Origin of the sequence: Nonomuraea sp. NPDC052129 (assembly GCF_040680095.1) — a bacterium.
Lineage (GTDB): Bacteria > Actinomycetota > Actinomycetes > Streptosporangiales > Streptosporangiaceae > Nonomuraea.
Genome location: NZ_JBFAVX010000019.1, coordinates 184,782 through 211,525, shown reverse-complemented (window position 1 = coordinate 211,525; position 26,744 = coordinate 184,782). Strand labels below are relative to the sequence as shown.

Annotated in this window: 31 protein-coding genes; 9 read left to right on the top strand and 22 right to left on the bottom strand. The window is 70.2% G+C overall.

What is annotated here, in order from left to right; genetic code table 11:
- A partial coding sequence (locus AB0L53_RS35025) for a hypothetical protein (RefSeq protein ID WP_364003279.1) occupies positions 1-201 on the top strand: 201 nt, incomplete at its 5' end.
- Positions 202-267: 66 nt separating this feature from the next.
- Here the strand turns inward: AB0L53_RS35025 and AB0L53_RS35020 are convergent.
- Positions 268-399 carry a hypothetical protein gene (locus AB0L53_RS35020; RefSeq protein WP_364003276.1) on the bottom strand — a complete coding sequence of 44 codons (132 nt, stop codon included), beginning with the start codon at positions 397-399 and terminating at the stop codon, positions 268-270.
- A gap of 291 nt (positions 400-690) precedes the next feature.
- On the opposite strand from AB0L53_RS35020, the gene AB0L53_RS35015 reads away from it, so the two are divergent.
- A complete protein-coding gene (locus tag AB0L53_RS35015) occupies positions 691-1,248 on the top strand; it encodes a dihydrofolate reductase family protein (protein WP_364003274.1) in 558 nt (185 codons plus the stop codon).
- Positions 1,249-1,344: 96 nt separating this feature from the next.
- Here the strand turns inward: AB0L53_RS35015 and AB0L53_RS35010 are convergent, their stop codons facing one another.
- Positions 1,345-2,052 carry an SDR family oxidoreductase gene (locus AB0L53_RS35010; protein ID WP_364003271.1) on the bottom strand — a complete coding sequence of 236 codons (708 nt, stop codon included), beginning with the start codon at positions 2,050-2,052 and terminating at the stop codon, positions 1,345-1,347.
- A gap of 58 nt (positions 2,053-2,110) precedes the next feature.
- On the opposite strand from AB0L53_RS35010, the gene AB0L53_RS35005 reads away from it, so the two are divergent.
- Positions 2,111-2,518: a MerR family transcriptional regulator gene (locus AB0L53_RS35005; RefSeq protein ID WP_364003268.1), complete on the top strand. Its 408-nt coding sequence runs from the start codon at positions 2,111-2,113 to the stop codon at positions 2,516-2,518.
- A gap of 141 nt (positions 2,519-2,659) precedes the next feature.
- On the opposite strand, the gene AB0L53_RS35000 is transcribed toward AB0L53_RS35005, so the two are convergent.
- From AB0L53_RS35000 to AB0L53_RS34975, 6 genes are all read right to left on the bottom strand, one after another.
- Complete coding sequence (locus AB0L53_RS35000; protein ID WP_364003265.1) at positions 2,660-2,881, bottom strand: helix-turn-helix transcriptional regulator; 222 nt, start codon at positions 2,879-2,881, stop codon at positions 2,660-2,662.
- The gene (locus tag AB0L53_RS34995; RefSeq protein ID WP_364003262.1) at positions 2,881-3,372 is read right to left on the bottom strand and encodes a DUF2975 domain-containing protein; all 492 of its coding nucleotides are present in this window, start codon (positions 3,370-3,372) and stop codon (positions 2,881-2,883) included. Before AB0L53_RS34995 ends, AB0L53_RS35000 begins: the two co-directional genes overlap by 1 nt.
- A gap of 121 nt (positions 3,373-3,493) precedes the next feature.
- Positions 3,494-4,234 (bottom strand): cytochrome d ubiquinol oxidase subunit II, encoded by a 741-nt coding sequence (locus AB0L53_RS34990; protein ID WP_364003259.1) that lies wholly within the window; start codon positions 4,232-4,234, stop codon positions 3,494-3,496.
- 9 nt (positions 4,235-4,243) lie between these two features.
- Positions 4,244-5,500, bottom strand: coding sequence for a cytochrome ubiquinol oxidase subunit I (locus AB0L53_RS34985; RefSeq protein ID WP_364003256.1), 1,257 nt, complete (start codon positions 5,498-5,500; stop codon positions 4,244-4,246).
- A 96-nt stretch (positions 5,501-5,596) separates the two neighbouring features.
- Positions 5,597-6,265: a response regulator transcription factor gene (locus AB0L53_RS34980; protein WP_364003254.1), complete on the bottom strand. Its 669-nt coding sequence runs from the start codon at positions 6,263-6,265 to the stop codon at positions 5,597-5,599.
- On the bottom strand, positions 6,262-7,386 hold the full coding sequence (locus AB0L53_RS34975; RefSeq protein ID WP_364003251.1) for a sensor histidine kinase: 1,125 nt from the start codon (positions 7,384-7,386) through the stop codon (positions 6,262-6,264). The genes AB0L53_RS34980 and AB0L53_RS34975 overlap by 4 nt, the downstream gene beginning before the upstream one ends.
- A gap of 65 nt (positions 7,387-7,451) precedes the next feature.
- Here AB0L53_RS34975 and AB0L53_RS34970 point away from each other — a divergent pair, with 65 nt between their 5' ends.
- Positions 7,452-7,670 (top strand): hypothetical protein, encoded by a 219-nt coding sequence (locus AB0L53_RS34970; RefSeq protein ID WP_358435744.1) that lies wholly within the window; start codon positions 7,452-7,454, stop codon positions 7,668-7,670.
- Here the strand turns inward: AB0L53_RS34970 and AB0L53_RS34965 are convergent.
- The 4 genes from AB0L53_RS34965 to AB0L53_RS34950 all read right to left on the bottom strand — a co-directional run bounded on the left by AB0L53_RS34965 (position 7,667) and on the right by AB0L53_RS34950 (position 13,490).
- Complete coding sequence (locus tag AB0L53_RS34965; protein WP_364003248.1) at positions 7,667-8,680, bottom strand: acyl-CoA desaturase; 1,014 nt, start codon at positions 8,678-8,680, stop codon at positions 7,667-7,669. The two genes, AB0L53_RS34970 and AB0L53_RS34965, sit on opposite strands and share 4 nt — an antisense overlap.
- A gap of 161 nt (positions 8,681-8,841) precedes the next feature.
- Complete coding sequence (locus AB0L53_RS34960; RefSeq protein WP_364003245.1) at positions 8,842-11,724, bottom strand: BTAD domain-containing putative transcriptional regulator; 2,883 nt, start codon at positions 11,722-11,724, stop codon at positions 8,842-8,844.
- 22 nt (positions 11,725-11,746) lie between these two features.
- Positions 11,747-12,082, bottom strand: coding sequence for an antibiotic biosynthesis monooxygenase (locus AB0L53_RS34955; RefSeq protein ID WP_357651355.1), 336 nt, complete (start codon positions 12,080-12,082; stop codon positions 11,747-11,749).
- A gap of 157 nt (positions 12,083-12,239) precedes the next feature.
- Positions 12,240-13,490, bottom strand: a complete 1,251-nt coding sequence (locus tag AB0L53_RS34950) for an NAD(P)/FAD-dependent oxidoreductase (RefSeq protein ID WP_364003242.1) — start codon at positions 13,488-13,490, stop codon at positions 12,240-12,242.
- Positions 13,491-13,555: 65 nt separating this feature from the next.
- Here AB0L53_RS34950 and AB0L53_RS34945 point away from each other — a divergent pair, with 65 nt between their 5' ends.
- Entirely contained in the window at positions 13,556-14,146 is a 591-nt protein-coding gene (locus AB0L53_RS34945; protein ID WP_364003239.1) for a TetR family transcriptional regulator, read from the top strand.
- Between the two features lie 15 nt (positions 14,147-14,161).
- Here the strand turns inward: AB0L53_RS34945 and AB0L53_RS34940 are convergent, their stop codons facing one another.
- Entirely contained in the window at positions 14,162-15,100 is a 939-nt protein-coding gene (locus AB0L53_RS34940) for a beta-ketoacyl-ACP synthase III (RefSeq protein ID WP_364003236.1), read from the bottom strand.
- A gap of 63 nt (positions 15,101-15,163) precedes the next feature.
- Here AB0L53_RS34940 and AB0L53_RS34935 point away from each other — a divergent pair, with 63 nt between their 5' ends.
- Positions 15,164-15,766 carry a TetR/AcrR family transcriptional regulator gene (locus AB0L53_RS34935; RefSeq protein WP_364003233.1) on the top strand — a complete coding sequence of 201 codons (603 nt, stop codon included), beginning with the start codon at positions 15,164-15,166 and terminating at the stop codon, positions 15,764-15,766.
- A gap of 75 nt (positions 15,767-15,841) precedes the next feature.
- On the opposite strand, the gene AB0L53_RS34930 is transcribed toward AB0L53_RS34935, so the two are convergent.
- The 5 genes from AB0L53_RS34930 to AB0L53_RS34910 all read right to left on the bottom strand — a co-directional run bounded on the left by AB0L53_RS34930 (position 15,842) and on the right by AB0L53_RS34910 (position 19,217).
- Positions 15,842-16,054 carry a hypothetical protein gene (locus tag AB0L53_RS34930; protein ID WP_358545605.1) on the bottom strand — a complete coding sequence of 71 codons (213 nt, stop codon included), beginning with the start codon at positions 16,052-16,054 and terminating at the stop codon, positions 15,842-15,844.
- A gap of 137 nt (positions 16,055-16,191) precedes the next feature.
- Positions 16,192-16,863, bottom strand: a complete 672-nt coding sequence (locus tag AB0L53_RS34925) for a response regulator transcription factor (RefSeq protein WP_364003230.1) — start codon at positions 16,861-16,863, stop codon at positions 16,192-16,194.
- Positions 16,860-18,029 carry a histidine kinase gene (locus AB0L53_RS34920; protein WP_364003227.1) on the bottom strand — a complete coding sequence of 390 codons (1,170 nt, stop codon included), beginning with the start codon at positions 18,027-18,029 and terminating at the stop codon, positions 16,860-16,862. Before AB0L53_RS34920 ends, AB0L53_RS34925 begins: the two co-directional genes overlap by 4 nt.
- Before the next feature lie 49 nt (positions 18,030-18,078).
- Positions 18,079-18,663 carry a hypothetical protein gene (locus tag AB0L53_RS34915; protein ID WP_364003224.1) on the bottom strand — a complete coding sequence of 195 codons (585 nt, stop codon included), beginning with the start codon at positions 18,661-18,663 and terminating at the stop codon, positions 18,079-18,081.
- A 293-nt stretch (positions 18,664-18,956) separates the two neighbouring features.
- The gene (locus AB0L53_RS34910; RefSeq protein ID WP_358545787.1) at positions 18,957-19,217 is read right to left on the bottom strand and encodes a MerR family transcriptional regulator; all 261 of its coding nucleotides are present in this window, start codon (positions 19,215-19,217) and stop codon (positions 18,957-18,959) included.
- 1,015 nt (positions 19,218-20,232) lie between these two features.
- Between AB0L53_RS34910 and AB0L53_RS34905 the strand changes: the two genes are divergently transcribed.
- Complete coding sequence (locus tag AB0L53_RS34905; protein WP_364003222.1) at positions 20,233-21,408, top strand: cytochrome P450; 1,176 nt, start codon at positions 20,233-20,235, stop codon at positions 21,406-21,408.
- Between the two features lie 43 nt (positions 21,409-21,451).
- Here AB0L53_RS34905 and AB0L53_RS34900 read toward each other — a convergent pair whose 3' ends face one another.
- Genes AB0L53_RS34900 through AB0L53_RS34890 form a run of 3 tightly spaced genes read right to left on the bottom strand, consistent with a single transcriptional unit; the run spans position 21,452 to position 23,282 of the window.
- Positions 21,452-21,988: a ferritin-like domain-containing protein gene (locus tag AB0L53_RS34900; protein WP_357957748.1), complete on the bottom strand. Its 537-nt coding sequence runs from the start codon at positions 21,986-21,988 to the stop codon at positions 21,452-21,454.
- 56 nt (positions 21,989-22,044) lie between these two features.
- Complete coding sequence (locus AB0L53_RS34895; protein ID WP_364003220.1) at positions 22,045-22,491, bottom strand: YdeI/OmpD-associated family protein; 447 nt, start codon at positions 22,489-22,491, stop codon at positions 22,045-22,047.
- The gene (locus tag AB0L53_RS34890; protein WP_364003217.1) at positions 22,488-23,282 is read right to left on the bottom strand and encodes an alpha/beta hydrolase; all 795 of its coding nucleotides are present in this window, start codon (positions 23,280-23,282) and stop codon (positions 22,488-22,490) included. The genes AB0L53_RS34895 and AB0L53_RS34890 overlap by 4 nt, the downstream gene beginning before the upstream one ends.
- Positions 23,283-23,651: 369 nt before the next feature.
- On the opposite strand from AB0L53_RS34890, the gene AB0L53_RS34885 reads away from it, so the two are divergent.
- A complete protein-coding gene (locus tag AB0L53_RS34885) occupies positions 23,652-24,041 on the top strand; it encodes a zinc-binding dehydrogenase (RefSeq protein WP_364003214.1) in 390 nt (129 codons plus the stop codon).
- A gap of 102 nt (positions 24,042-24,143) precedes the next feature.
- Here AB0L53_RS34885 and AB0L53_RS34880 read toward each other — a convergent pair whose 3' ends face one another.
- On the bottom strand, positions 24,144-24,485 hold the full coding sequence (locus tag AB0L53_RS34880) for a hypothetical protein (protein ID WP_364003211.1): 342 nt from the start codon (positions 24,483-24,485) through the stop codon (positions 24,144-24,146).
- A gap of 605 nt (positions 24,486-25,090) precedes the next feature.
- On the opposite strand from AB0L53_RS34880, the gene ilvD reads away from it, so the two are divergent.
- Positions 25,091-26,737 carry a dihydroxy-acid dehydratase gene (gene ilvD, locus AB0L53_RS34875; RefSeq protein ID WP_364003208.1) on the top strand — a complete coding sequence of 549 codons (1,647 nt, stop codon included), beginning with the start codon at positions 25,091-25,093 and terminating at the stop codon, positions 26,735-26,737.
- Positions 26,738-26,744: the final 7 nt, after the last annotated feature.

Genomic DNA, 26,744 nt, shown 5'->3' with positions numbered 1-26,744 from the left:
GGGCTGAGCACCTCGACCGGCGACGGCGAGGTCTGGGAGCCGGTCCCGCACAACGAAGGGCTCCTGCGCTGGTTCGTACACCGCAAGCCGCGCACGCTGCTCGCGATCCTCGCCGAGATCGGCTTCGAGGTACGCGAGCACGCCGAGAACACCACCCACCGCACGTGGCTCAGCGTGCTCGCGATCCGCCGCGAGGTTTGAACCACCCGCGTGCCACTGCCCACGCTCACCATCACCTGTGAAGCCGACGTGCTTGTGAAGTAGCGATCAGTCGGCCAAGTCGTCGGGGTCGGACCTCGTTCCCGTGTCGAACCTCGCCGTCACGGGCGCCGCGCTCCAGTCGCTCACCTCATCGCCCCTGCCGACGCGCAGCAGCCGCGCCTGCATGACGTCCGTCAACTGGTCGGCGCCGGGCAGGAGCAGGCAGGACCTGCGGCCCAGCCTGCTCCGGTCGCGCCGCGACCGTGCCGTCGCCGGGAGCGGCTTCCTGCTGGCGCGGGTGAGAGATATCGATGGCGCGGAGCGCGATGAGTTTTGCGGGAGCCGGCGGTCTGAGTGTGTGAGTGACCAACCGCTGAGCACGAGCTGATCGAGCGGTGGACACTGATCGGAGCTCAGGCAAGCGCCCCTGCGGCGTTGGGCCCGTGCTGGGAGCGTCCCGGCGCGGGACAAAACAAATGGAGGCACCGGATGCGGAAGTTGATTCTGGGTTTTTACGTCTCGCTCGATGGCAAGAGCGCTGACGGGGACAACGGAATCCGGGACGTCATGATGAGCATCGACGACCCGAAGCAGGAGGAGTACTTCGTCAGCCGGCTGTGGGAGGCCGGGGCCTTCCTCATGGGCCGCAACACCTACGAGATCATGGCCGGATACTGGCCCACCTCCGACCACCCCTCTGCCAAGGCCATGAACGAGATCCCCAAGGTCGTGTTCTCCCGCACCCTGAAATCGGCCGACGACTGGCCCGAGACCCGGATCGCCGGCGGTGACACCGCGGAGGAGCTCGCCAAGCTCAAGGCCGAGCCCGGCAAGGACCTCGTCGCCGCCGGCGGCACCACGTTCATGCACTCCCTGATCAAGCTCGGCGTGGTCGACGAGTACCGGCTGTGGGTGCTGCCCGCCGTCACCGGCAAGGGCGCGCCGCTGTTCCCCGAGCTGGATCAGGCCGTGAACCTGCGCTTGGTGAAAAGCACGGCCTTCCCGTCGGGCGTCCTCGAACTGGTGTACGCGCCGGCCGACAAGTGAGCCCCGGCAAGCGACACACAGTAACGGTGGCACCGGGGCCAGGCGTCTGCCCGTCCCCAGCACCGGCCGCGCCTGGAAAGCCGAGGGGGCGGCAAGTCAGGCCGTGAGGGCGGCCGCCGCTTCCCGGTAGATGACATTCGGGTCCTCGGACAGCCATGCCTTCACCTGGCGGCTCCAGTCGTCGGCGAGCACCTCGGGCCGGTGCGCCTCGATGCCGTCGAGGGCCGCCGCGACGATCACCTCGGGGGCGCCCTTGTCGCCGTCGTACCAGGCCATCATGTCGGTGTCCGCAGCGCCCAGGTGCAGGCCCGTCACCAGAGTGCGCTGGTGGGCCAGCTCCAAGCGTACGCTGTTGGTGAGCGCCCACTCGGCGGCCTTCGCAGCGTGGTATCCGCCCGCACCGTCGAAGGCGAGCCACGAGATCGCGGACAGAACGTTGAGGATCGCGCCGTCGGCCAGCTGGGGTGCGAAGGCACGGATCACGTTGAGGGTGCCATAGAAGTGGGTGTCCATCTCGCGGCGAATCGTGTCCAGGTCCCCGTTGACCAGATTCGCCCCCGTCGAGATTCCCGCGTTGTTGATGACGATCTTGACATCAGGTGCCGCTGCCGCCGCGGCGGCGACCGATGCCGGATCCGTGATGTCGAGGCGCAGCGGGACGACCCCCGGTACGTCGATGAGCTCCGGGCGGCGGGCGGTGGCGTACACCCTGCCTGCGCCGCGGTCGAGGAGAGAAAGGACGAATTGCCGTCCGAGGCCGCGGTTGGCCCCGGTCACCAGCACATGTGCTCCGTTGATCTGCATGCGGATAGGCTAAAACCTGACGTTGACGTCAGAGGCAAGTCTTGTGATGGAGGTCACGGTGCGTATCGGCGAGTTGGCGGCAAGGTCGGGCGTCAGCGTGCGGGCCCTGCGCTACTACGAAGAGCAGGGACTGCTGACCGCGTACCGGAGCGGCTCCGGGCAGCGCCACTACCCCGAGTCGGCGGCCGACCGTGTCCACCTGATCCAGATGCTTTACGCGGCCGGTCTGTCCAGCCGGACCATCGCCGAACTGCTGCCCTGCGTCGAGGCCAAGGTCAGTACTCCGGAGTCGCGTGCCCAGCTCGCCGCCGAGCGCAATCGCATTGATGCCCAGATCACCGCGCTGACCCGTACCCGTGACCGCCTGGACGCGGTCATCCGGAGCACCGAAAGCCCGGACAGCGGCTGCGGGTGGATCGCGGACCAGGACGTCGCCGCAGAGGCGAGTCACTCCGCGACGCCGTAAGCGCTGCCGTCGTTTCTCGGGGCGGACTCAGGGTTGCCGGCGCACGGGCCACCCCCGGGCAGCGGCGGCGCGCCGGGCGGCGGATCGGTGACCACCTTGCTCAGGGACGCGCCGCGTGCCGTGTCACGTGCCGGAGGCGCGTCATCCGTCCGCGGCGTCCTCGGCCTCCCAGCGCAGCAGGTCGCCCGGCTGGCACTCGAGCACCTCGCAGAGCGCGTTGAGCGTCGTGAAGCGCACTGCCTTGGCGCGGCCGTTCTTGAGTACCGCCAGGTTGGCGGGCGTGATCCCGATGCGGTCCGCGAGCTCGCCCACGGACATCTTCCGCTTGGCCAGCATCACGTCGATGTCGACGACGATCGGCATCAGATCATCTCGTCCAGCTCGGCCTGCATCTGCGCCGCTTCGCCGTCGCGCGCGACGGCCTGGGCGAGCAGCACCCGCAGCACGCGTACGATGAGCGCGACCCCCAGGATGGCCACGCCAATGCCGGCCATGATGACGGTGACGCCCGGGTCGTCCCGCTGGCCCGGCGCGTTGATGGCCGTGACCGCGAACCACACGAGGGCGGCCGCCACGATCGCGCCGATCACGATGTCCACGTACCGGAAGGCGGCGTGGGAGAACACGGTTCCGCGTCGCACCATCGTCACCAGCCGCCATACGCAGACCACGGCGACCTGGACCGACACCATGCCCAGGATCGTGATCACGCGCAGCGGGGTCAGCGGGAGCGATCCGTCCTCCGGGTCGTTCCCGCTGATCAACGTCCACACCATCAATGCCTGTATGGACACGGTGCCGGTGAGCACCACCCCGAGCACGGCGCGCAGCGCGAGCACTGTCAGCTTTCCCATGGCGCATCCTTCCATCGAGTTGCGATGGAAATCTATCGAGTTTCGATAGGTTAAGCAAGGGCTGGACTACAGCCTGCCCGCCGACCAGGGCGGGCCGGGTCCGAGGATGGTCTCCCCCCGGTTACAGGTATGACGGGCCGGTCACCCGGTGCCGGAACGTCCACCAGACCCACGCCTGTGAGGCCACCAGGAACGGGATCAGCGTGAGGATGAGCGGCACCAGAAGCGGGCCCGAGGTGCCCGGGGCCAGGGGCAGCCGGAAGCCCGCCACGACGCCGATCGCCACGAGGGCCGTCGCCGTCAGGGCGTACGTGCGGCCCTCTCCGGTGCCGCCGGACAGCACCGCCGCGCGCTCGCGGAGCACGCCCCGCAGCCGCAGCGCAGCGAACGACAGCCCGTGCGTGGCGAACAGCGCGGCCAGCAGCAGGGCGGGCAGCAGCGCGAGGGGCCCGTGGATGCCGAGCAGTACGTCGCTGAGCAGCGAGCCCCAGCTCAGCGCCAGCCCCCAGCTGCCCGCCACGACGGCGCCGTCCCAGAACCCTTGCCACCGGACGCCCGCCAGCCGCCCACGCAGCCACAGGCCCATGTCCCGGATGACCCAGGAGAGCAGCAGCGCCACGACGAGCGAGTAGTTGCCGCTGAGCAGCGAGCCCTCCAGAGAAGGGAAGAGCCCGGCGAGCACCCCGGCGGTGGCCACCAGCCACACCTCGTTGCCGAGGAAGAACGGCGCTATCGCGGCGATCGCCTCGCGTCGCTCGCCCGGGGTGCGGCCCAGGTACGGCAGCACCATGCCGACGCCGATGTCGGCCCCGGCCAGCACGAGGTAGCCGAGGGCGAAGAAGGCCAGGATCAGGATCTCCATGACGGCTCCTCAGAAGGTCAGGGCGGGGGCGGGGGTCTCGGCTGCCGGACGGTCGTCGCCCAGCGCGACCTCGCCCGGTCCCTTGCGGGCGGTCCTGGCCAGCAGCCAGTAGTTGATCAGGATGAGTACAGCGAACACGGTGACGAACGCGGCCAGCGAGAACCTGATCTGGCCGTACGACACCGGTGACATGGCGTCGGCGGTCTTCAGCAGGCCGTACACGGCCCAGGGCTGACGACCCATCTCCCGGAACAGCCAGCCCGCGATCATGGTCACGAACGGGACCGGGATCAGCGCGGTCAGCAGCCAGTGCCACGGCCGGAAGCCCCGTACGACCGGCCGGAACAGCATCAGCAGAAAGCTCGCCCCGGAGACGAAGAAGAGCACCGCGAAGAGCGACATCATGGTGATCCCGGAGACGCGCACCCACTCCAGCGACGGCAGGTAGTCGCCCGGACCGTACATGGCCACCATGTCCGCCTGCACCTCGGCCATCCGCCGCGCGCTGCCCGACCAGGCGGCCAGCTTGGTCAGCTGCAGCGTGTCGAAGCCGAGCCCGCCGAACGTCGCGGTGAACAGCGTCGCGGGCAGCGCCACGCCGATCCCGATGCGCAGCGACTTGCGGAAGAAGTCCTGCTCGGCGGTGCGCTTGGCCAGGTGGTACGCGCTCACTCCGGCCATGAGGAAGCCGCCGACGATCAGCGCGCCGCCGCCGATGTGGAAGAAGGCGACCAGCGCCGCCGGATTGGCCACCAGCGCGCCGAAGTCGGTGAGGTGCAGGACGCCGTCCTTGAGCTGGTAGCCCACCGGGTTCTGCAGGAAGCCGTTGGAGATCAGGATCCAGAACGCCGAGGCGTAGGCCGTCAGCGTGACGACCCAGATCAGTGCCAGGTGCGCCCAGCGGTTCAGTTTGTTCCAGCCGAAGATCCACAGGCCCAGGAAGGTGGACTCGATGAAGAACGCGACGATCGTCTCGATCGCCAGGGACGAGCCGAACACGTTCCCGGCGAACTCGGTGAGCCCGCTCCACGACAGCCCGAGCTGGAACTCCATGACGAGCCCGGTGACGATGCCCATCGCGTAGTTGATGATGTAGAGCTGCCCCCAGAACCGCGTCATCCGCATGTGCACCGGGCTGCGGGTCAAGGTGGCCCAGGTCTGGATGACGGCCACCAGCGTCGCCAGGCCGAGGGTCAGCGCGACGAACAGGAAGTGCGCCCCCGCGGTGAGGGCGAACTGCAGGCGGGCGAGGTCTACGGTCTCCATGGTCAGAGGTTCCGGCCAAGGTCATCTGCGCCGCGTCATGCTGGGGCGGGCACCTGCCGTACACCTGTGGTGTCAACCGGCCGCCCGCCGTACAACTCAGGGAGTAAGCCAGCCCGGGGTGATCATGCCGGCCTCGTAGGCGAGCACCACGAGCTGCGCCCGGTCGCGCGAGCCGAGCTTGGTCATGATGCGGCTGACGTGCGTCTTGGCCGTGGCCGGGCTGAGCACCAGCCGGGCCGCGATCTCGTCGTTGGACAGCCCGGCCGCGACCAGCGCCATGACCTCGCGCTCGCGCTCGGTGAGCGCGTTGAGCCGGGGCCCCGGCTCCGGGCGCTTGACCCGCCCCGCGAACTCGGCGATCAGCCGCCGGGTCACCGAGGGCGCGATCAGCGCGTCGCCTCTGGCCACCACGCGCACCGCGTGGATCAGCTCGGCCGGTTCGGTGTCCTTGACCAGGAACCCGCTGGCCCCCGCCCGGAGCGCCCCGTAGACGTAGTCGTCGAGGTCGAACGTGGTCAGGATGATCACCTTGACGCCGTCGAGCCGCGGATCGGTGACGATCACGCGGGTCGCCTCCAGGCCGTCCAGCTCGGGCATCCGGATGTCCATCAGCACCACGTCGGGCCGCAGCTCGCGGGCCTTGGCCACGGCCTCGGCGCCGTTGGCCGCCTCGCCGACCACCTCGATGCCGTCCTCGTCGCTCAGGATGGACCGGAACCCAGCCCGTACGAGGTTCTGGTCATCGGCGAGCACGGTGCGGATCATCGAACTCCGTTCAGCGGTAAGTGAGCGACGACATGGAAGCCGCCATCAGGCCGGGGGCCCGCCTCCAGTGTGCCGCCCAGCGCGGTGGCGCGCTCCCGCATGCCCTGCAGCCCGAACCCGGTCCCGCCGGTGAACGTCGCGCCCGGCCCATCATCCTCCACGCGGATCACGATATGTCCGGACTCGTGGGTGACGGTCAGCCGAGCCGTATCGGCTCCCGAGTGCCGGGAGACGTTCGTCAGGGCTTCCCTGATGATGCGCGCCGCGGCCAGGTCCACCTCGGCCGGCACCTCGTCCAGCCGCCCGGACAGCTCGGTCCGTACGTCCAGCCCCGACGCCGTGACCAGCGCCTCCATCCGGGCCAGGCTGTCGGCGGGCGCGGTCGGCGCGTCCTCGTCCACCTGCCGCAACACCCCGAGCGTGGTACGCAACTCGCGCAGCGTCTCCTTGCTGGCCTCCTTGATCGCCCGGAGCGCGGCCTCCGCGTCGTCCGGCCGCTTCTTCAGCCCGTGCAGCGCCGCCGCGGCCTGCACGTTGATCATCGAGATGTTGTGCCCCAGCAAGTCGTGCAGTTCCCTGGCGATGCGCAGCCGCTCCTCGCCCGCCCGCCGCCTGGCCTCCTCCTCCTTGCCGCGCAGGGCGTCGAGCACGCGCTGCTCGGCCTCCCGGAGGTAGGCGCGCCGGTTGCGGGTGACGCCCCCACCGGCGACGGCGGCCACCACCCAGCCAGTGATCATTATGAACATACTGTCGTCCACATGCCTGGTCCCGCCGGTCTCGCCCAGGCCCATGGCCAGCATCGTGGTCGCGCCGGCGGCGATGGCGGCGATCAGGTGGCCCAGGTCGGCGGCGGTGTAGAGGACGACGAACGCCATGATCAGGATCGGCCCGTCGAGCCGGGCGAAGGGGTAGTAGAACGCGACGGTCGCCAGCACGACGATCATCGCCACCACCGGGTAGCGGCGCCGGGCCAGCACCCCGGCACTGGCCACGAGCGGCAGCACGATGTCCAGCGCGTTCGGTGTCAGGGCGGGCTGGAAGAAGGAGGTGGCGACCGTACCCGCCAGCGTGACGATGATCACCGCCACCGACACGATGGTGCTGGCCGACAACCTGCGCATGGGGCCCATTCTGTACGGCGGCCCCCACGGGTGGCCAACCGCCCCGCAATGGGTAGAGCCGGAGCATGAGCGAAGAAGACGACTTGCGACACGTCGAAGAGGACCTGGCCAGGCTGCGAGCCGAGACCAAGGACCTGCGCGACCAGATCCGCGACATGGGCGCCACCGACCAGGTGGAGATCAGCGCGATGATCGGCATGGCGGACGAGCAGGAAGAGCTGATCGCGGAGCTGGAAGGCCGCCGAGACGAGCTCCTCCGGCGTCTCAAGGGCGCCAGTGGCTAGCGCAGGGGCGCGCCCACTTCGTGCAGATGCCGCAGGGCCTGCCCGTACGAGGTGATCAGTCCCGTCTCCAGGTAGCTGACGCCCAGGTCGGCGCAGTACTGCCGGACGATCGGTTGCGCCTTGCGCAGGTTCGGCGACGGCATGTTCGGGAACAGGTGGTGCTCGATCTGGTAGTTGAGCTGCCCGAGCGCCACGTCCACGAACACGCCGCCCTTGACGTTGCGCGAGGTCAGCACCTGCTTGCGGAGGTAGTCGAGCTTGTCCTCCTTGGTGAGGATCGGCATGCCCTTGTGGTTCGGCGCGAACGTGCTGCCCAGATAGACACCGAACAGCCCCTGGTGCACCACCAGGAAGAGCAGCGCCATGCCGAACGGCAGCACGGCGAAGATCAGGCCGAAGTAGCAGGCGAAGTGCGCCAGCAGCAGCGCCCCCTCCGCCCTGCGGTGCTTCGTCGTCGGCTGGAACACCGCCTTGACGCTGGCGATGTGCAGGTGCCACGCCTCCAGCGTGAGCAGCGGGAAGAACCAGTACGCCTGCCACTTGGCGATGAACCTCGGCAGCCCCCGGCTCCGCTCCACCTGGCCGGTCGACCAGACGATCACGGCGGGCGAGACGTCGGGGTCCTCGTCCTCGTGGTTGGGGTTGGCGTGGTGGCGGTTGTGCTTGGTGTTCCACCAGCCCCAGCCCAGGCCGATGCCGAAGTCGCCGATGATCAATCCCAGGATGTCGCTCGCCCGGCGGGTCCTGAAGACCTGCCGGTGACCCAGGTCGTGGGCGACGAACCCGATCTGCGCGGAGGCCACGGCGAGCGCGACAGCCACCAGCAGCTGCCACCATGAGTCGCCGACCCACACGAACAGCGCCCATAGACCGACATAAGCGGCCAATACCAGGGTCAGTCGCACGGCGTAGTAGACCGGACGCCGGTCCAGCAGGCCGGCGTCCTGGATTTGTCGGGCCAGTTTGGCGAAGTCACTACCACGGGTTTCGAGCGTGCCTGTATCGGCCACAAGTCTCCTTACTTAGAGGTGGAAGTTACCCCCACCCGGCGCATTCTCCGCGATAAGGAGAGATCACGGCTAGTGCTCCGCCATCGCGCCTGCTCACTAGGCTGCCCAGTATGGTTCATGCCAAGCATGCTCGGCGCGGTGACGGCGGCTGACGGAGACTTTCACGGGGACGACAGCGCGTACCTCTCCGGGTTGGGGATCGCCGCGCCCCTGACCAGGGCGTCCGCGTAGCGCTCCGCGCCCAGCGCCGCCCGGCACCGCCCGGCCAGCGCGACCACGAACGGATCGGCCGACTCGGTGATCCCGCGCAGCACCCGGGCCGCTCCCAGCAGCTCGGCGGCCATCAGCGGGTCGCGGTGCTCGGCCACGCCTTCGAGCACGGTCGCGCGAGCCGTCCGGTCCTCGCAGGTGGCCATGAGCTCCAGCGCCCTGCGCGACGGCTCGGCCGGCTCGGCCACGCGGGCCAGCTCGACGTTCATGAACGCCCTGAACTGGGGAGGAGCGTCGACGTCCATGGCCAGGGCGCCGCGCAGCAGCCGGGCGGCCGCGCCCGGATCGCCGGAGCGCCGGGCCAGCTCGGCTCTGGCGTGCGTCACCCGGGCGATCGTCAGCGCGTCCTCGGAGCGCAGCGCCGCCTGCCAGGCCCGCTCCAGGGTAGTGGCGGCGCCCGCGTGATCGCCCGTGCGCATCATGAGCTGGCTGAGCCGCAGCAGGAACATCATCGGCCCGAGCGGCGCCCCCAGCCCGGCCAGCTCCGTCGCGATCGGCTCCGGCTCCTTGGCTAGGGCCAGCGCGCGGGCGAAGTCGCCACGGTTCTCGGCGGCCAGCGACAGCCAGAAGTAGGCGGTCCACTGCCCCCAGCGGTCGCCGGTCCCGCGCAGTCCGTCGAGCGCCGGCTCCAGCAGGGACTCGGCCCCGTGGACCGCCCCGTACTCGAACCGCACGATGCCCGCCACCAGCAGCGCCGTCGACCTGGTCCACGTGTCGGGATGCTCACGAAGCCGCTGGGCGCTCGCCTCCGTGACGGCCACCACGTCGCGCGGCGGACCCATGGCGATGCCCATCGCCCAGGAGTGCAGCGCCGCCGGATGGTCGGACTCCCGGACCGCCCGGCTCGGCTCGGCGCCCATGGCGGCCATCATGCACAGCCCATGGGCCAGCTCCCGCCCCTCGGGCGGGACGTCACCGACCCTGCGCAGCGCGGCGGCCGCGTTCGCGATGACCTCCTGCCGCCGCCCGCGCATGATCCACGGCCACAGCCTCGGCAGGATGACCCGGAGCGGGTCGTCGGAGTGCCGGAACGCCGCGTCCAGATTGCCCTGCTCGGCGTCGAGCACGGCCAGCCACTTGACCTGCTCACCCGTCCGCAGATGCGGCTCGGCGGCCTCGGCCAGCTCGGCGTAGTAGCAGGCATGCGCCTGCCTGAGCTCCAAGAGATCAGCCGTGGTGCTCTCCGCGACGTACTGCCTGATCGTCTCCAGCATCGTGTAGCGGTCACCGGAGAGGGCGATCAGCGACTTGTCGACCAGCGCGGACAGCAGATCGAGACCGCCGCCGCAGACCCGCCCGATCGCCTCGGCCGTCGCCCCGCCGGAGAACACCGACAGCCCGCGCAGCAGCTCCCGCTCCTCCCGCGACAGCAGGTCCCAGCTCCAGTCGATGACCGCGCGCAGCGTCCGGTGCCTGGGTTCGGAGGTACGGCTGCCGCGAAAGCCCAGCCGGTCGCCGAGCTGCTCGACCAGCATGGACACCGACATCGTCCGCAGCCGGGCGGCGGCCAGCTCGATGGCCAGCGGGATGCCGTCGAGCTCACGGCAGATCCGCGCGGCCTCGGCCGGGTCCGGGCTCAGGTCGGGCCTGGCGGCGACGGCGCGGTCGCGGAGCAGCTCCACGGCGGGCTCCTCCGCCAGCGGGAGTACGGGGTGCAGGGTCTCGCCGGGGATGTTCAGCGGCTCCCTGCTGGTGGCGATGACCCGCAGCCCGGCCACCTCGCCCAGCAGCCACTCCGCCACGCGCGCGGCCTCGTCGATCAGGTGCTCGCAGTTGTCCAGCACGATCACCGGTGACGTGCCGCGCAGCGCCCTGACCAGGTCGGACGTCTTGAACACGGCCTCCAGCGCGGCCCGCACCCCGGCCGCCGGGGCCAGCTCGACCAGCCACACCCCGTCGGGCACGCGCAGCGTCGCGGCCGCCTCGACGGCCAGCCGCGTCTTCCCCGCCCCGCCGGGCCCCACGAGGGTGATCAGCCGAGCGCCCGTCAGCGGCCGGATGCGAGCGACGTCATCGCCGCGGCCGACGAAGAGCGTCCGGATACGGGCGACATCGTCGCTGCGGCCGACGAAGCTGGTCAGCCGGGCGGGCAGGTTGCTCCTGGGCTCCGGCTCCTCCTCACGCAGCGCCGCGAGGTGCGCCTCCCGCAGCTCGGCCCCCGGATCGACGCCCAGCTCGTCCGCCAGCCGCGCCCTGATCCGCTCGAAGACCTCCAGCGCCTGGCCACGCCGTCCGTCCGCCACCATGGCCCGCATCAGCAGCGCGTGGAACGGCTCGCGCAGCCGGTGCTCGGCGACCAACTCCTCCAGCTCCGCCACGACATCGCCACCCGCGGCCAGGTCCGCCGCGATCCGGCCGGCCAGCGCCGCCAGCCGCAGCTCCTCCAGCCGGGCGGCCGGGGCCAGCGCGAAGGGCAGGTCGATGCCGCCCAGCGCCGGGCCGCGCCAGAGCGCCAGCGCCGCGTGCGCGTCGCCCGCGCGGGCCAGCCGCTCGAACGCCCACGCGTCCACCTCATCGGCTGGTACGTCGAGCAGGTAGCCGCTCGGATGGGAGGAGATCAGCCCGGGAGCCTCCCTGCGCGCCCTGGACACCAGCGACTGCAGCGCTGCCATGGGATGCTCGGGCGGCTCACCCGGCCACAGGTCATCGATCAGCCGGTCGTTGGTCACCACCCGGCCGGGATCGAGCGCCAGGCGGATCAGCAGCGCCCGCACCCGCGCGCCGCCGACCGCGGCCCCCGCGATCTGGAGCGGCCCCAGGATCCCGATCCGCATCCACCCTCCAACAAAGGGCCGCTCAGCTCTTGGGGCTGGCGCTCTGGACGACCTCGAACGACCAGAGCTGGGATCCGGACGCGGCGGGCCCCTGGCCGTGGCCATGCCCCTGGGCGGCCCCGGCTTGCGCGTGCCCGCGCTGGAAGGCCTGACCCTGCTGCCACGTCTGGAAGTCGTCCTCGCTGCGCCAGCGGGTGTAGACCAGGTACTGGTCGGTGCCCTCGACCGGCCTGAGCAGCTCGAACCACTCGAACCCGTCGGCCGACTCCACCATGCCCGCCCGGTTGGAGAAGCGTCGCTCCAGCTCCTCCCGCATCTCCGCCGGCACGGTCAGGACGTTGATCTTCACGACTGACAACGGAACCCCTCTCCTCCCCTCCAACGCTAGCGTCAGCGCGCCACGCCTCGCGATCTGGGTGCGCGAAGCCGGTCGCGCACCGCGCGGAGGGCGCGCCGCACCTGACCCCGCTCCAGCAGCTTCGACAGTGTCGGCTCCTCCAAGGTACGGCGTTGGACTACGAGAACACCTTCGCCTTGAGCGACGGGAAGCGCTGGACCGTACGCAGGAACGTCTTGAAGCCCATCCTGGCGGCCCGGCTCTCGCCGATGAACTGCTCGGCCGCGCGGAGCGAGTCCCGCACGGCCGCGAAGCCGTACTCGCGCATCCGCTCCTCGTAGTCCGCGATGGCCTCGACCGTGTCGCGCCCGCCGGTCAGCGCCAGGCAGAGCAGGCGGGCGTCGCGCAGGGCGGTGTTGGCGCCGATGCCGCGCATCGGCGTCATGCTGTGGATGGCGTCGCCGAGCAGTGTGATGGTGGTGGCCGGCCACGGCTCGATCGGGATCGAGGTACGGATCGGCAGCAACGAGACCGTGTCGGGGTCGGACAGGTCGATCAGCTTGCGGAGATCGGGATGCCAGGACTCGATCATCTCCGCCACCGTCTGCTTGAGCCGCGCGCCCGGCAGGTCAGCGACGTCGGCGGGGAAGCGGTCCTTGGCGGCGCCCACGGCCCAGAGGATGTAGCTGCCGGCGTTGTCCATCAGCGCGCCCTGCTGCTCGGTCGTCCCGATGGCGCCGACCGGCGCGGTGTCGCTCAGGTCGTGCGGGGCGCAGAACAGGCCGAGGCCCTTGGGCGGGATGATGGTGTTCGGGCCCTCGACGAGCCGCCGCGAGATGAGCGCCCTGGTCTCGTCGGTGAGCGGGAACTTGCCCGCCACCGTGGTGATGCCGGTCTCTACGCGCTCGGCGTGCGGCAGATACTGCTTGCGCACCCGCGAGTTGCCGCCGTCGGCGGCGACCACGACGTCGGCCGTGTCGCTGGAGCCGTCGGCGAAGAACAGCTCGACCCGCCCGTCGGGCAGCCGTTCGTAGCGCTCGTACGTCTTGCCGAACCGCACCACCTCCTCCAGCCCGGTCAGCAGCACCTGCCTGAGCGTGATGCGGCTCACGGAGTGGTGGTCGTCGGCCGGGTCGGCCGCGGGCGGGGTCTCGATCAGCGCGAGCGTGCCGAGCCGCTCGGTGAGGAAGCCGAAGTCCTGGCCGCCCTGCCCGGTCGTGGCGAGGAACGCCTGCCAGAGCGCCGCCGGCAGGCAGTCGTGGAGGGCGCGGGCGCCGTTGGGGTCGATGTGCACCCGGTAGCCCTGCAGCCGGTCGGCCGGGGTGCGGTCCCGCTCGTAGACGGTGACGTGCTTTCCGGCCTTGAGGAGTCCGTGAGCGAGGCAGAGGCCGCCGACCCCGCCGCCGATGATCGCGATGTGCTCTGTCATGTCCATGACTATCAACCGTATGGATGATTCTGTCAACCATCCGGATGGATGATAGTGTTCCGGGCATGAGACGAGCGCCGGAGGAGAAGCAGCGCGATCCGGAGCGCACCAAGGCCCGCATCCTTCAGGCGGCGCTGGAGGAGTTCGCGGCCAAGGGGTTCGCCGGGGCGCGGGTCGGCGAGATCGCGGCCAGGGCCGGAGTCAACAAGCAGCTGATCTCTTACTACTTCGGCGGCAAGGAGGGGCTCTTCCGCGCGCTGAACACCCGCTGGCAGAGCGAGGAGAGCGTGTTCGCCGATCGCGGGTCGTCGCTGGGCCGGCTCATCGCGGGCTACGCGCGCGCCAATTCCAGCCGCCGCGACTTCGGCAAGTTGCTGGTCTGGCAGGGGCTCACCGACGACGCCCCGCCCGATCCCGCCTTCGACGACGAGGTGCGCCGCGACCTGGAGCACCTGCGCGCCCGCCAGGAGGCGGGGGAGTTCCCCGCCGACCTGGACCCGGCCGCGGTGCTGGTGGCGCTGTTCGGGATGGCCGCGGCGGGCATCGTCTTCCCGCACCTCGTCCGGGCCGCCTGCGGGCTCGACCCGGGCTCACCCGAGTTCGGCGACTACTACGCCGAGCAACTGGAGCGGCTCGCCGACCACCTGCGCGACTAAAGCTGGACTACGAGGTCACGGGCAGCGGACGATCATCCCCGCGTAGGAGAGGTTCCCGCCGAACCCGAACAGCAGCATCGGCGCCCCCTGCCGCACCTCACCCCGCTCCAGCAGCTTCGACAGCGCCAGCGGGACGCTCGCGGCCGAGGTGTTGCCCGATTCGACCACGTCACGGGCGACGATCGCGTTGACCGCGCCGAGCTTCTGCGCGATCGGCTCGATGATCCGCAGGTTCGCCTGGTGCAGCACCACGGCCGCCAGTTCCTCCGGTTTGACGCCGCCACGTTCGCACGCGCGCCGGGCGATCTCCGGCAGCCGCGTGGTGGCCCAGCGGTAGACGGTCTGGCCGTCCTGGGCGAACCGGGTCGGCGTGCCGCCGATCCGGACCGCGTTGCCCAGTTCGGGCGCCGAGCCCCAGACGACGGGCCCGATCTCCGGCTCCGCCGCCGCGCTGAGCACCGCCGCCCCGGCGCCGTCGCCGGTCAGTACGCACGTCGTACGGTCGGTCCAGTCCGTCACGGCCGTCATCTTGTCCACCCCCACGACCAGGGCGTGCGTGGCGGCCCCCGCCTTGATCGTGTGGTCGGCCATGGCAAGCGCGTGGGTGAAGCCGGAGCACGAGACGCCCAGGTCCATGACGGCCGCGTCCGGTACGCCGAGTTTGGCCGCGACGCGGGAGGCGATGTTCGGCGCCCGCTCGGTCTGGGTGCAGGTGGCCACGAGGACGAGGTCGATGTCGGTGGCGTCCAGCCCGCTGCCCGCCAGCGCCTTGGCCGCCGCGTTCCCGGCCAGCTCGGCCACGCCCTCCTCCGGCCCGGCCATGTGCCTGGTACGGATCCCGACCCGCTTGGTGATCCACTCGTCGGAGGTGTCGACCATGGCGGCGAGGTCGTCGTTGGTCAGCACCTTGGCAGGTTGGTAGTGGCCGGTGGCGACGAGTCTTGATCCAGTCATGGGCGGGACTATAGCAACCGACCGTTCGGACGCTAAAAATGCTCCGGACGCTAAACTGCCTGGATGAGTCCACGGAGATCCGTGGCGGAGGCCCTCGGCACGCGCTCCGCCATCCTCGACCGCTCGGTCGCCATCGCCTCCCTCGAAGGGCTGGAAGGGCTGACCATCGGCCGCCTCGCGACCGAGCTCGGCATGAGCAAGTCCGGCGTTCTCGGTCATTTCGGCTCGAAAGAGGCGCTGCAGCTGGCGGTGCTGGAACGGGCCGGCGAGGTCTTCCGCGCGGAGGTCTGGGAGCCGGTCATCCGGATCGAGCCGGGACTGCGCCGGCTGCAGGCGCTCTGCGAGGAGTGGATCTCCTACCTGGAGCGCGGCGTCTTCCCCGGGGGCTGCTTCTTCGTCGCCGCGGCCCACGAGTTCGACGGGCGGGTGGGGGCGGTGCGCGACGCGGTGGCGGCCCGGTTCGACGCCTGGCGGGGGCGGCTGCTCAAGGAGACTCGGCGGGCCGTGGCCGCCGGGGAACTGCCGGGCAGCACCGAGGTCGATCAGCTGGTGTTCGAGCTGCACGGCCTGGTCATGGCCCTGAACCACACCTTGCAGCTGCACGGCGACCGGCAGGCCGTCGTATGGGCGCGCCGGGCCGTACGGGCTCGTCTGGGCATGCCTTAGGACGCCGTATGGGCTCGTCTGGGTACGCCTCAGGACGCCGCGTCGAAGTCGAAGTCGGCGTCCGGTCAGGCCAGGTCAGCTCGCGGAGAGCTCCTCGAAGAGCGTGAGCGCCGCCTGGCGTACGTCCTGCGGTGCGAGGCCGTCGAGCGTCTCCCTGGCCTGGACGACGTCGCGTGTGGTGGCCAGCGTGATGGCCACGGACGCGGCCGCCGCGCGGTCCAGCGAGCCCGCCGGCGCGGCGTCGGCCAGCTGCTGGGCGCTCGCGGCGAGGTCGAGGTTGTCTCTCAACGGGCCTCCTCGGGTGATTGCGGGTTGGCCCATTGCATCACTTGGCAGGGTGATTCATCCACTCTTCTTGGGGCCGTTCCCGTTTCGTCGGTCGAGAGGTCGTGCATACGTCCCCGCTTACCCCGTCTGACCACACGTTACGCACCCGGTACCGCGAGGCCCGATTCGTAGGCGGTGATCACCGCCTGCACCCTGTCGCGCAGCCCGAGCTTGGCGAGCAGGTTGCTGACGTGCGTTTTCACGGTGTGCTCGCTGACCACCATGGCCTTGGCGATCTCCGCGTTCGACAGTCCGCGCGCGATCAGCTGCAGCGTCTCACGCTCTCTCGCGGTCAGTACGGCAAGCGCGTTAGCGGGCCTGGCGGCCGGCCGGGAGGTGAACTCGGAGATCAGCCTCCTGGTCACCGTCGGCGCCAGCAGCGACTCACCCTCCGCGACCACTCGTACGGCGTTGACCAGATCGTCCCGGCGCACGTCCTTCAGCAGGAACCCGCTGGCCCCCGCCCGCAGCGCGTCATAGACATAGTCGTCGTGGTCGAACGTGGTGAGCATGAGCACCCGGCAGCCGGTCTCCGCGCACACGATCTTGGCCGCCTCGATGCCGTCCATCCTGGGCATGCGGATGTCGAGCAGGAGCACGTCCGCGTCGTGTTCGCGGACCGCGGCGACGGCCTGGAGCCCGTCGCCCGCCTCGGCCACCACGTCGATGTCCGGCTGCGCGTCCAGGATCATCGCGAACCCGCCGCGGACCAGCTCCTGATCGTCGGCGACGACGACCCGGATGCTCGGGGCCGCGTCCTGGCCGGTCATGCGCGGGCCAGCGGGAGCCGTACCGACACGTGGAAGCCCGGCCCGTCGGTGCGGGGACGGGCCGCGGCGGTGCCACCGCAGGCGGCGGCGCGCTCGCGGATGCCGATCAGCCCGTGCCCGCCCGAAGGCAGCCCGCGCCCGCTTGACGGCAACCCGTGTCCGTCGTCGGTGATGTCGAGCATCAGGGTGTCGTCCTCCCAGGTGAGCCGGATGTCCGCGTGGTTCGCGCCGGCGTGCTTGACGATGTTGGTGAGTGCTTCCTGCGTGACCCGGTACGCCGCCACGGCGCAGTCGGGCGAGACGGGCCGTGGCGTTCCGGTCGAGGCGTACGCCACCCGCAACCCCGCGTGGGAGACCTGGTCCGCCAGAGCGGGCAGGTCGTCGATGGTGGGCTGCGGCGCGCGCGGCGCCTCCTCGTCCTTCAGCACGCCCAACATCCGGCGCAGCTGCATCATCGCGTCCCGTCCCGCCGCGGCGATCGCGTCGAAGGCGGCCTCAGCCCGCGCCGGGTTGCTCCTGACCACCACGGGCCCCGCCTCGGCCTGGACGACCATGAGGCTGACCGCGTGGGCGAGGATGTCGTGCATGTCGCGGGCGATCCTGGCGCGCTCGTGCTCGGCCGCGCGTTCCGCTTCCATCTGTCGCTCCCTTTCCAGCCGTTCGGCCCGTTCCTCCAGCGCGGCGGCGTGGGCGCGGGAGGTGGCGGTGGCCCTGCCGATGGCGTACGCGGCCACGAACAGCACCGTCCCGCGCAGTGCGGTCTCCGACGAGCCGACCACGAGCAGGCCACCGGTGACGGTCATGACGAGCACGAGAATCCGCTGCCAGGTGCCGGAGTAGGCGGCGACCGTGTAGAGCGCGACCATGCCGCCGTACCAGACGGGCTGGCGCGCGACGTGGTCGGCGAGATCGTAGAGGGCGCCCGTGCACAGGCAGACGACCAGTACGGCGATCGGCGCCCGCCGCCGCCAGACCAGGGGCAACGACGCGGCGACCACCACCACGTACCCCCACCAGTCCCAGGGCTCGCCGGTCCGCTCGTCGCTGAACAGCAGGGGCCAGAGCTGGGCGATCAGGATCACCGCGGTGAGCGCGGCGTCCACCCAGAGGTGAGGGAGCGCCGCGATCCTTCGGCGGACGATGTCGATAAGCGACAAGTCGGACACGGTGCCCCATCTTTCCGTATGCCGGCTCATGCTTCCCGTACGCCGGCTCTCACGCATGTACGGGAGCGTGCCTCGCCGTCGTCGTGCGGCGGCCCATCAGCGGCAGGAACGAGACCAGCAGCAGGATCGCGCCCACCGGGATGAGGTCCAGGTTGACCGCCGACAGCACGATCTCGGCCAGCACCGCGACCGGCACCCAGACCTTGACCAGCCGGTGCCCGGCGAGCAGGGCGGCGAAGGCGAGCTGGGCCACGTAGAACAGGATCGGTCCCGCGCTGTAGACGGCCAGGTCCACGCCCGGCACCGCCTTCACCTGCTCGAACATCGGGCTCATCGCGTCATGGTCGGCCGCCAGAAAGCCGACGATGATGTCGATCGCGAACTGGGCGGCCGCGCAGCCGATCCCGACGACGCCCGCGACCAGGGCCGCGGTGGCGAGGGCGGACCGCTCCAACATCCTCCGCATATCCCAAAATATCGGGACAAACAGTGTCAAAGCCCCGAGAAAAGCGAGGTGCCCGGCGGTCCAGGCCAAGCCAGGACCTCGGACGCCGTCGAAGCCGTCGACGATTCTGAGCAGACCGTAGGTCAGGACGAGCAGGGGGGCGGCGATGAGCGCGGTGCGGTTCTTCACGACCGGTTCTCCTTCAAAGCTGCGGGATATGCAGCCCATCCTCGGAGTTCGCCGCTCAAAGGGGATCGCCGCGACGGGCGATCCTCGGTCTCCCTCTCAAGAGCGAGTCCCGTCGCCCAGGAGGGCGATGGCGATCGCCGAAGGACCGGGCATCGACTCCTGGTTCATGGGCCACAGCGAGCTGGAGCCCCGCGAGAGCGGCAGCACCGTGCTCCGCTTCGAGATCGAGCACCACGCTGGGCCTGGTCGGCGCTTTGCGGGACCAGGCCGCGGGGTCGATGAGGTCGCCGGCGCTAAGGGTTGGCCGGGCGGTCGCGGGAGTTGTTGATGCGTAGCGCCTCGGCGAGCTGGTCTTCCAAGATGATGATCCGGCAAGCGGCTTCCAGGGCGGTGCCCTGGTCGACGAGCTCGCGGGCCCTGGCCGCCAAGCGCAGCTGGTAGCGGGAGTAGCGGCGGTGGCCGCCGTTGGAGCGTTGCGGCTCGATCAGTTTGGCGGCGCCCAGGCTGCGCAGGAAAGCCGCGCTGACGCCCAGGATCTCCGCGGCCCGGCCCATGCTGTAGGCGGGGTAGTCGTCATCGTCGAGTTTGGCTTCAGCGCTGGCATCCACCGCCGCAGCGGAGGGTGACAGGATGCGGGACTCGGCTTTGTCGCCGTAAGCGGCGCTTGACGCGAGCGTGGAAGTAGCGGCCGTGGTGCGGGGCTTGGGCTTGCTATCGGGCCCTGCGGCCAACTCTGGGGATGTTCGATCCATGTAACCTCCTGAACGCGGACGAGGGCCCCGGCGCCATTATGCGCCGGGGCCCGCAACTAGGTTGTTCAACACCATCTACCGGCCAAGAGGCCGAATTGCCGTTTCCGCAACAGCCGCCCGCTGTGGGCGGGGGTGCGGGGATCGCGTAAGCGTGACCGTAGACCACCTTCCCGTCTGTGGAGCTGCGGTACCCGTGCGGCGAAAACACACCGGCGACGGGCGATCCTGATGGCGTTCAACACTCCCTTCGCTATCTGTGAACCTTCTACAACCCTTGTCATGAGACGGCCTTCGACGGCCGCTCTGGCAGCGCGTCCACGCGTCGGGCCCCTTGCGACTTCTTGGCCCTGCACGTCCGACCTTCTGCCGATCACTCCTGCTATCCACGCTCGTCCGGGCGGCTCGTCGTGACGCCTGGGTATCTCGTGCGCCGCCCTCGTGGATCCGTTCCTTGCGATGGCAGAAACACTAGCCACAACAGCGACGAATGTCTACCGTGGCGACTATAGATTTTCGATCCCTGGCGCAGCAGCATCTCCGGACGCCTCTGGCGAGGAGTTCGCGGTCAGGAGGCCGCTTCGATGACGCCGTGGACGGCCCGGGAGACGCGCTCGGCAGCCGTGCCGGGATCGGGCCGTCCGGCGTCCAGCCACGCGATGACCCCTTCGACGGTCACCGCGAACACCAGCCGCGCCGCCCAGTCCGCCCACTTCGGATCGACGATCCTGGCGGCCAGATGATGCCGGGCGATCCGGACGGACTCGCGACTCGAAGTGCCGGTAGAGGATCACCCGGCTCTGCAAATACCGTTGTTCACATGCCAGTGAACAAGCTTCCCTTCGAGCAGCCTGAGCTCCTCCGGCCGGCGCCCCTGCTGCGCGCGCTGCAGGCCGAGGGGCCGGTGCATCGCGTAAAGACGAGCACGGGCGACGACGCCTGGCTGGTGACCGGCTACGAGGACGTGCGGCGCCTGCTCGACGACGATCGGCTCGGCCGCTCGCACCCCCAACCCGAGACCGCCGCGCGCATCGGCGAGTCCGCGCTGTTCGGTGGCCCGATGGGCGACTTCGACACCGAGCACGAGGACCACACCAGGATGCGGGCGGTCTTCCAGCCGCATTTCTCGCCGAAGCGCATGCGGGCGTTCCGTCCGCGCGTGGAAGAGCTCACCGACCAGCTGCTCGACGAGCTGGAGCAGCAGGGCTCACCGGCCGATCTCCACCAGGCGCTGGCGCTGCCGCTGCCGATCCTGGTCATCTGCGAGCTGCTCGGCGTGCCGTACGAGGATCGCGACCAGTTCCGCGCCTGGACGGAGGCGGCGGGCAACACCGCCGATCACGCCCGCTCGATGCAGGGCCTGGTCGACCTGTACGAGTACGGCAAGAGCCTCGTCGAGCGCAAGCGGCACGCGCCGGGCGACGACGTGATCTCTCGCATGATCGAGGTGCCCGACACGAACGACGACGAGATCGCGCGACGGGCCATGAACCTGCTGTTCGCCGGACACGAGACCACGGTCGTGCAGATCGGCATGGGCGCCCTGTACCTGCTGGCGAACGCGGAGCAGTGGGACGCCCTGCTGGCCGAGCCCGGGCTGCTCACCGGGGCGATCGAGGAGATCCTCCGGGTGCCCATGGTGAACGGCACCGGCGGCATCCCCCGATACGCCCGCGTCGATCTGGAGATCGGCGAGGTCACGGTCCGGGCGGGCGAGCTGGTCCTGCTGCACATCGGCATGGCCAATCACGACGAGACGATGTTCGCCGACCCGGAGCGGTTCGACATCACCCGGGAGGCGATGGCTCACGTCTCGTTCGGCTACGGTGCCCGCTACTGCATCGGGGCGCCGCTGGCCCGGATCGAGCTGCAGGCGGTGTTCGCCCGGCTCATCCCGCGTTTTCCGGGGATGCGGCTGGCGGTGCCGGTCGAGGAGCTGCGCGTGCGCGCCGACTCGCTGACGGCAGGCCTGGTGTCACTGCCGGTGAAGTGGTGACGTCGGCTTGCCCTTAGATGTAGATGGTGACGTCGGCTCGCCCTTAGGAGGAGGGAATCCGTTCGAGCAGGCTCTGCATGTCGTCGGCGTGCTCCTCCTCCTTGGCCAGGAGCTCCTCGAACACCCGGCGGGTGGTGATGTCCTTGTCGCCCAGCCACTGGATGATCTCGGTATAGCTGGCCACCGCGATCCGCTCCGCGACCAGGTCTTCCTTGATCATGTCGATCAGTCCGCGGCTCTCGTCGTACTGGGAGTGGGCGCGGGAGCTGAGCGTGTCGGGGTTGAAGTCGGGCGCGCCGCCGAGCTGTACGATCCTGGCCGCGAGTTTGTCGGCGTGCTCCTGCTCCTCGCCCGCGTGCTCCAGGAACTCCGCCGCCACCGACTCCGACTGCAGCCCGGACGCGGTGTAGTGGTGCCGCTTGTAGCGGAGCACGCACACCAGCTCGGTGGCCAGGGCCTCGTTGCAGACCTGGATGACGCGTTCCAGGTCGGCGCCATAGGCGTCGGTGATCGGGCCCTTGTCGATCTCGGCGCGGGCGCGCTCGCGAATGGTCTTGATATCGGTCAGGAACTCAGCCATGGCGCCCATATGCCCACTCGATTGGCAAAGACGCCCCTTCGTCCGCAAAAGTGCGGTCAGCCCTCACCGTTGGCGAGCCGGGTGACGGTGTCGGCGACGCGCCGCTGCCTGGTCTCGGCCTTCTTGGCGCCCTCGACCTGCAGGACGTAGCGGAGTTTGCGGGAGTACGACAGCCCTTCGAAGAAGCGCTTGGCCTCGGGAGCGTCGTCGAGCGCCGCGGCCAGGTCGGCCGGCACCGCCACCTCCCGGGGCGCGGTGTCGAGCTCCAGCGTCACCTCCACCTCGTCGCCCGCGGTCACCCCCGCGCCCTGCCGGTTCTCGGCGCTGAGCGGCAGCATGTACCGCCCGCCCATGGAGGCGACCGTGCTGCGGTAGCCGTAGCCATTGATCGTGACGCTGACGGCGGGCCGCCTGCTTCCGCCGAGACCCTCGACGACCTCGGTAGGGACCTCGATGCCCGTGGCGGTCTTGCCGCCCAGTTCGACGACGGCGCGGAATCTCATCGGAAGAACCCCTCCAGGACCGGCGCCAGGGCCGCGGCCTTGACGATGTGCGTCTGGCCGTCGAGCGTGTGGTGCTCGGCGTTGGGCAGCACGTCGGCCCAGGCCCGCATGCCGTTGCGCATCCACGCGGGGCTCTTGCCGCCGCAGATCACCAGGGTCGGGATCTTGACCGAGGCCCAGGGGGCGGCGGGGAGCGGCTTGCCGCGCTCGTAATCGGCCACGAACGCGACGTCGTAGAGCAGTGTGTGGACGATGGCCTTCATACCGGACCAGGCGGGCATGAAGCGCATCATGGCGACGAGCACGCCGGGCAGGTTGACGCCCTCGCGCATGAAGTAGGCGACCGCCTGGCCCCGGCGCCCGGTGGCGACCATCTCTTCGAGCTGCCGCACGTAGTCGTCCGGGATCGGCGGCCGGGTGTCGTCGACCACGAACGGCGCCTCGTAGACGGCCACCTTCGATACCGGCAGGCCGCTCTCGACGGCCGCCATGGCCAGCGCCGCGCCGGAGGAGATGCCGTACAGGAAGGCAGTGCCGCCGGCCTCTTCCACCAGCGCGGCCAGATCCTCGATCTCGCGCTCGGGGGAGAACGGCGCGGTGTCGCCGCTGTCGCCGCGCCCCCGGCGGTCGTAGGTGTAGACGGTGAAGCTCCGAGCCAGCTCCTTGGCCAGCGCCGGGTTCGGGCCGGCCGCGCGGTGGCACATGGCGCCGTCGACGAGGATGACCGCCGGACCCTGGCCTATGCGGTCGTAGGCGATCTGGGTGCCGTCTTTGGAAGTGATCGTGTCCATGGTTGGAGCATGCTACCGACAATTATTTTTGTCAAGTGCTGACCTGGCCTAGGGCGAGTTTGTGACGACCAGTCAACGTCGCCGTGGTGAACTTGAAGAGTTCCTGCGTGTCAAGCGGGAGGCCCTCACGCTCACCGCTGTCGGCATGCCCACCGGAGGGCGCCGCGGTCCTTCTGGACTGCGCCGGAAAGAGGTGGTCGTGCTCGCCGGTATCGGGGGGTTCTGGTACACCCGGCTGGAGCAACGACGAGACATCAAGGTCTCCGACGCTGTGCTGGTCGTGGGCGCCCGCGCACTGAAGCTCGACGAGGCGGAGCGGACGCACATGTACGCGCTCGCCAGGCCGCCCGGGTGCGGGGTGCGGGGCGCGTGGTGGGCACCATGGGCAGCCCCGCCAAGATCGAGACCGCCAAGGCGTTCGGCTACGACGAGGTCGTCCTACGCGAGCAGGTGGCCGAGGCCGGTCGGTTCGACGTCGTGGTGTACATGGTCGGCGGTACGGCACGATGGAGCAGCCTGGACCTGCTCGCGCCGATGGGCCGGATGGTGGTGATGGGCCGGGCGGTGGTGATGGGCCGGGCGGTGGTGATGGGCCGGGCGGTGGTGATGGGCCGGGCGGTGGTGATGGGCCGGGCGGTGGTGATGGGCCGGGCGGCGGCTGCGGGGAGCAGGCCCTGCGCCGGCCCCTGCCGTCAGGCACCGACCGATGCCGGGCGCCGTCTGATGATCAAACCCGCGCCCTGCGTCCGGTCGTGCTAGGTGGCTTTACCCCGGACGACTTCCACATCGACGCCGGCCCGCCACCGTCATCTGCCCGTCGGGCACCCGGCCTGTTCCACCAACAAGATCTTCAGCGGTGTTCTAGCTAGGCAGCACGCCGCTGACGGTGGTGCCCTCCCCTTGCGTACCGGTCACCGACAGGCTGCCGCCCAGCTCGGTGAAGGTGGCCTGCATCCGCGCGATGCCGCGCCCCGCCCTGAGCGTGGCGAAGCTGTCGCCGTGGTCACGGATCGTCAGCCGGAGGCCGCTCTTGCCCGAGGTCACCGCGACGGAGACGAGTTTCGCGCGGCTATGGGTCTCGACGTTGCTCAGGGCCTCGCGCGTGGCGGCGAGGATGCCCGCCGCGACGCCCGACGGTACGTCGGTCGAGGGCAGCGCCCATGTCTCGACGGCGATGCCCGTGCGCTCCGACCACTCTGCCAAGTAGGTCTCCAGCGCCTCCGCCAGGCTTTGCCCCCCGCGCGTGCGCGTTTCTTTCGACAACTCTCATCGCCCCTCTGAGCCCATGGGGCCCTCACCGGCCCCATGTCGATCTCCCCATGCGCGTACGCGCAATCCCCTTCGGGCTCGCGCACACAGCTGATGAGGCTGTGCCCGTCTCCCCTTGAAACAGGTGTAGTCCGCCTTCTTGCGGGACCAGTGCTCGCCGCTCCAAGCGGCACACCGCGAGGCCCCTTGGTGGCCGCTGATCCCACGGCAGCCGAGGCGACCGCCACACTCATGATCTTTTTCGCCTAGCGAGACTTACTCTTCCTCGACTACGCGGAAAGTGTCGCAGTAGAGGCTTCCGAAACGCTTCTCCTTCACTTCTGCTCGCACGCTCGTCGCCCTCAGAAGTGGTGAGGCCCTGACCGTATACCGACGGGGCGGACGGAAGGACGGTCAGGTACCTCAGCGTTGTTGGGGAAGCCTCCGAGGGCAGTGAGCCCCGGATGAGGGAGAGGCCGTCCCCGTCAGCGTCCTGGGCACATGCCGCCTGACACCGCCCTCGCTGATCCGTACTGCCGGCTCGTTCGTAAGGTGGCAACATGAGCATCGCCGATGATCCGGACCGCGCACCCGCCCGCTCTCACCTGTACGCCATGGGACTGTCGGAGGAGGAGATGCGCCGCCCCATGATCGGCATCGCCTCCACCTGGACCGGCACGATGCCCTGCAACCTCACCCAGCGCGAACTGGCCGCGCACGTCGCCACGGGGGTGCGCAGGGCGGGTGGCACGCCGATGGAGTTCAACACGATCGCCGTCTCCGACAACCTGACCATGGGCACCCCCGGCATGCGCGCCTCGCTGGTCAGCCGCGAGATCATCGCCGACTCGATCGAGCTGATGGGCCGGGCGCACGGGTTCGACGCGCTGGTGTGCATCGTGGGGTGCGACAAGACCGTACCGGCGGGCATCATGGCGCTGGCCCGCCTGGACGTACCCGCCGTCGTCCTCTACAGCGGCAGCATGATGCCCGGCCGCTGGCGCGACCGGGACGTCACCATCCAGGACATGTGGGAGGCCCTCGGCGAGCGCGCGGTCGGCCGGATCGACCAGGCCGACGTGGACGACCTGGCCAAGCACGCGTGTCCGGGCCCCGGCACCTGCGCCGCCCAGTACACCGCCAACACCATGGCCTCCGTCGCCGACTTCCTCGGCCTGGCCCCGTTCGGCATCGGCGACATCCCGGCCGTGGCCGAGACGAAGAACGCCGCGGCCGAGCGCGTCGGCGAGATCGTCATGGACGCGCTGGCCCGCGACGCCCGGCCCTCGCGCATCCTCACCGAGGACGCCCTGCACAACGCCATCGTCTCGGTGGCCGCCATGGGCGGCTCGACGAACGCCGTACTCCACCTGCTCGCCATCGCCCGCGAGGCCGGGCTGCCGCTGCGCGTCGACGAGATCGGCGCCATCTGCCGCCAGGTCCCCATCATCACCAGGCTCATGCCCAGCGGCGCGCACACCGCCGCCGACCTGTGGCGCGCCGGCGGCACCTCGCTGGTGGCCCGGCGGCTGCTGGACGCGGGCCTGCTGCGCGCGGACGCCGCCCTGGTCGACGGCCGTACGTACGCCGACGTCGCCGCGGCGGCGACGGAGACGCCGGGGCAGCAGGTGGTCACGACCGTTGAGAACCCCGCCAAGGCACGCGGGGCACTGGCTGTCCTGCGCGGCTCGCTCGCCCCTGACGGCTGCGTGCTCAAGCTCAGCGGCAAGGCGGATTTCCGGCGCGAGGGCCCGGCCAGGGTGTTCGACTCCGAGGAGGCGTGCTTCGCGGCGATCCAGGAGGGGCGGATCCTGCCGGGCGACGTGATCATTGTCCGCTACGAGGGCCCGGCCGGCGGCCCTGGTATGCGGGAGATGCTGTCGATCACGGGTGCGCTGGTGGGTACGGGGCTGGGGGATTCGGTGGCGCTGGTCACCGACGGGCGGTTCAGCGGGGTCTCGCATGGCATGGTCATCGGGCACGTCGCACCCGAGGCGTACGTCGGCGGCCCGCTCGCGCTGGTGCGTGACGGGGACGTGGTCGTCATCGACAGCGCGGCGGGGACGCTGGACCTGAACGTGCCAGAGGAGGAGTTGGGGCTGCGACGGGACGCCTGGGTACGGCCGGAGCGGCCGGTTGAACGGGGCGTGCTGGCCAAGTACGCGGCGACCGTCAGGTCCGCCTCGGACGGTGCGGTGACCGTCTAGCCCTCGC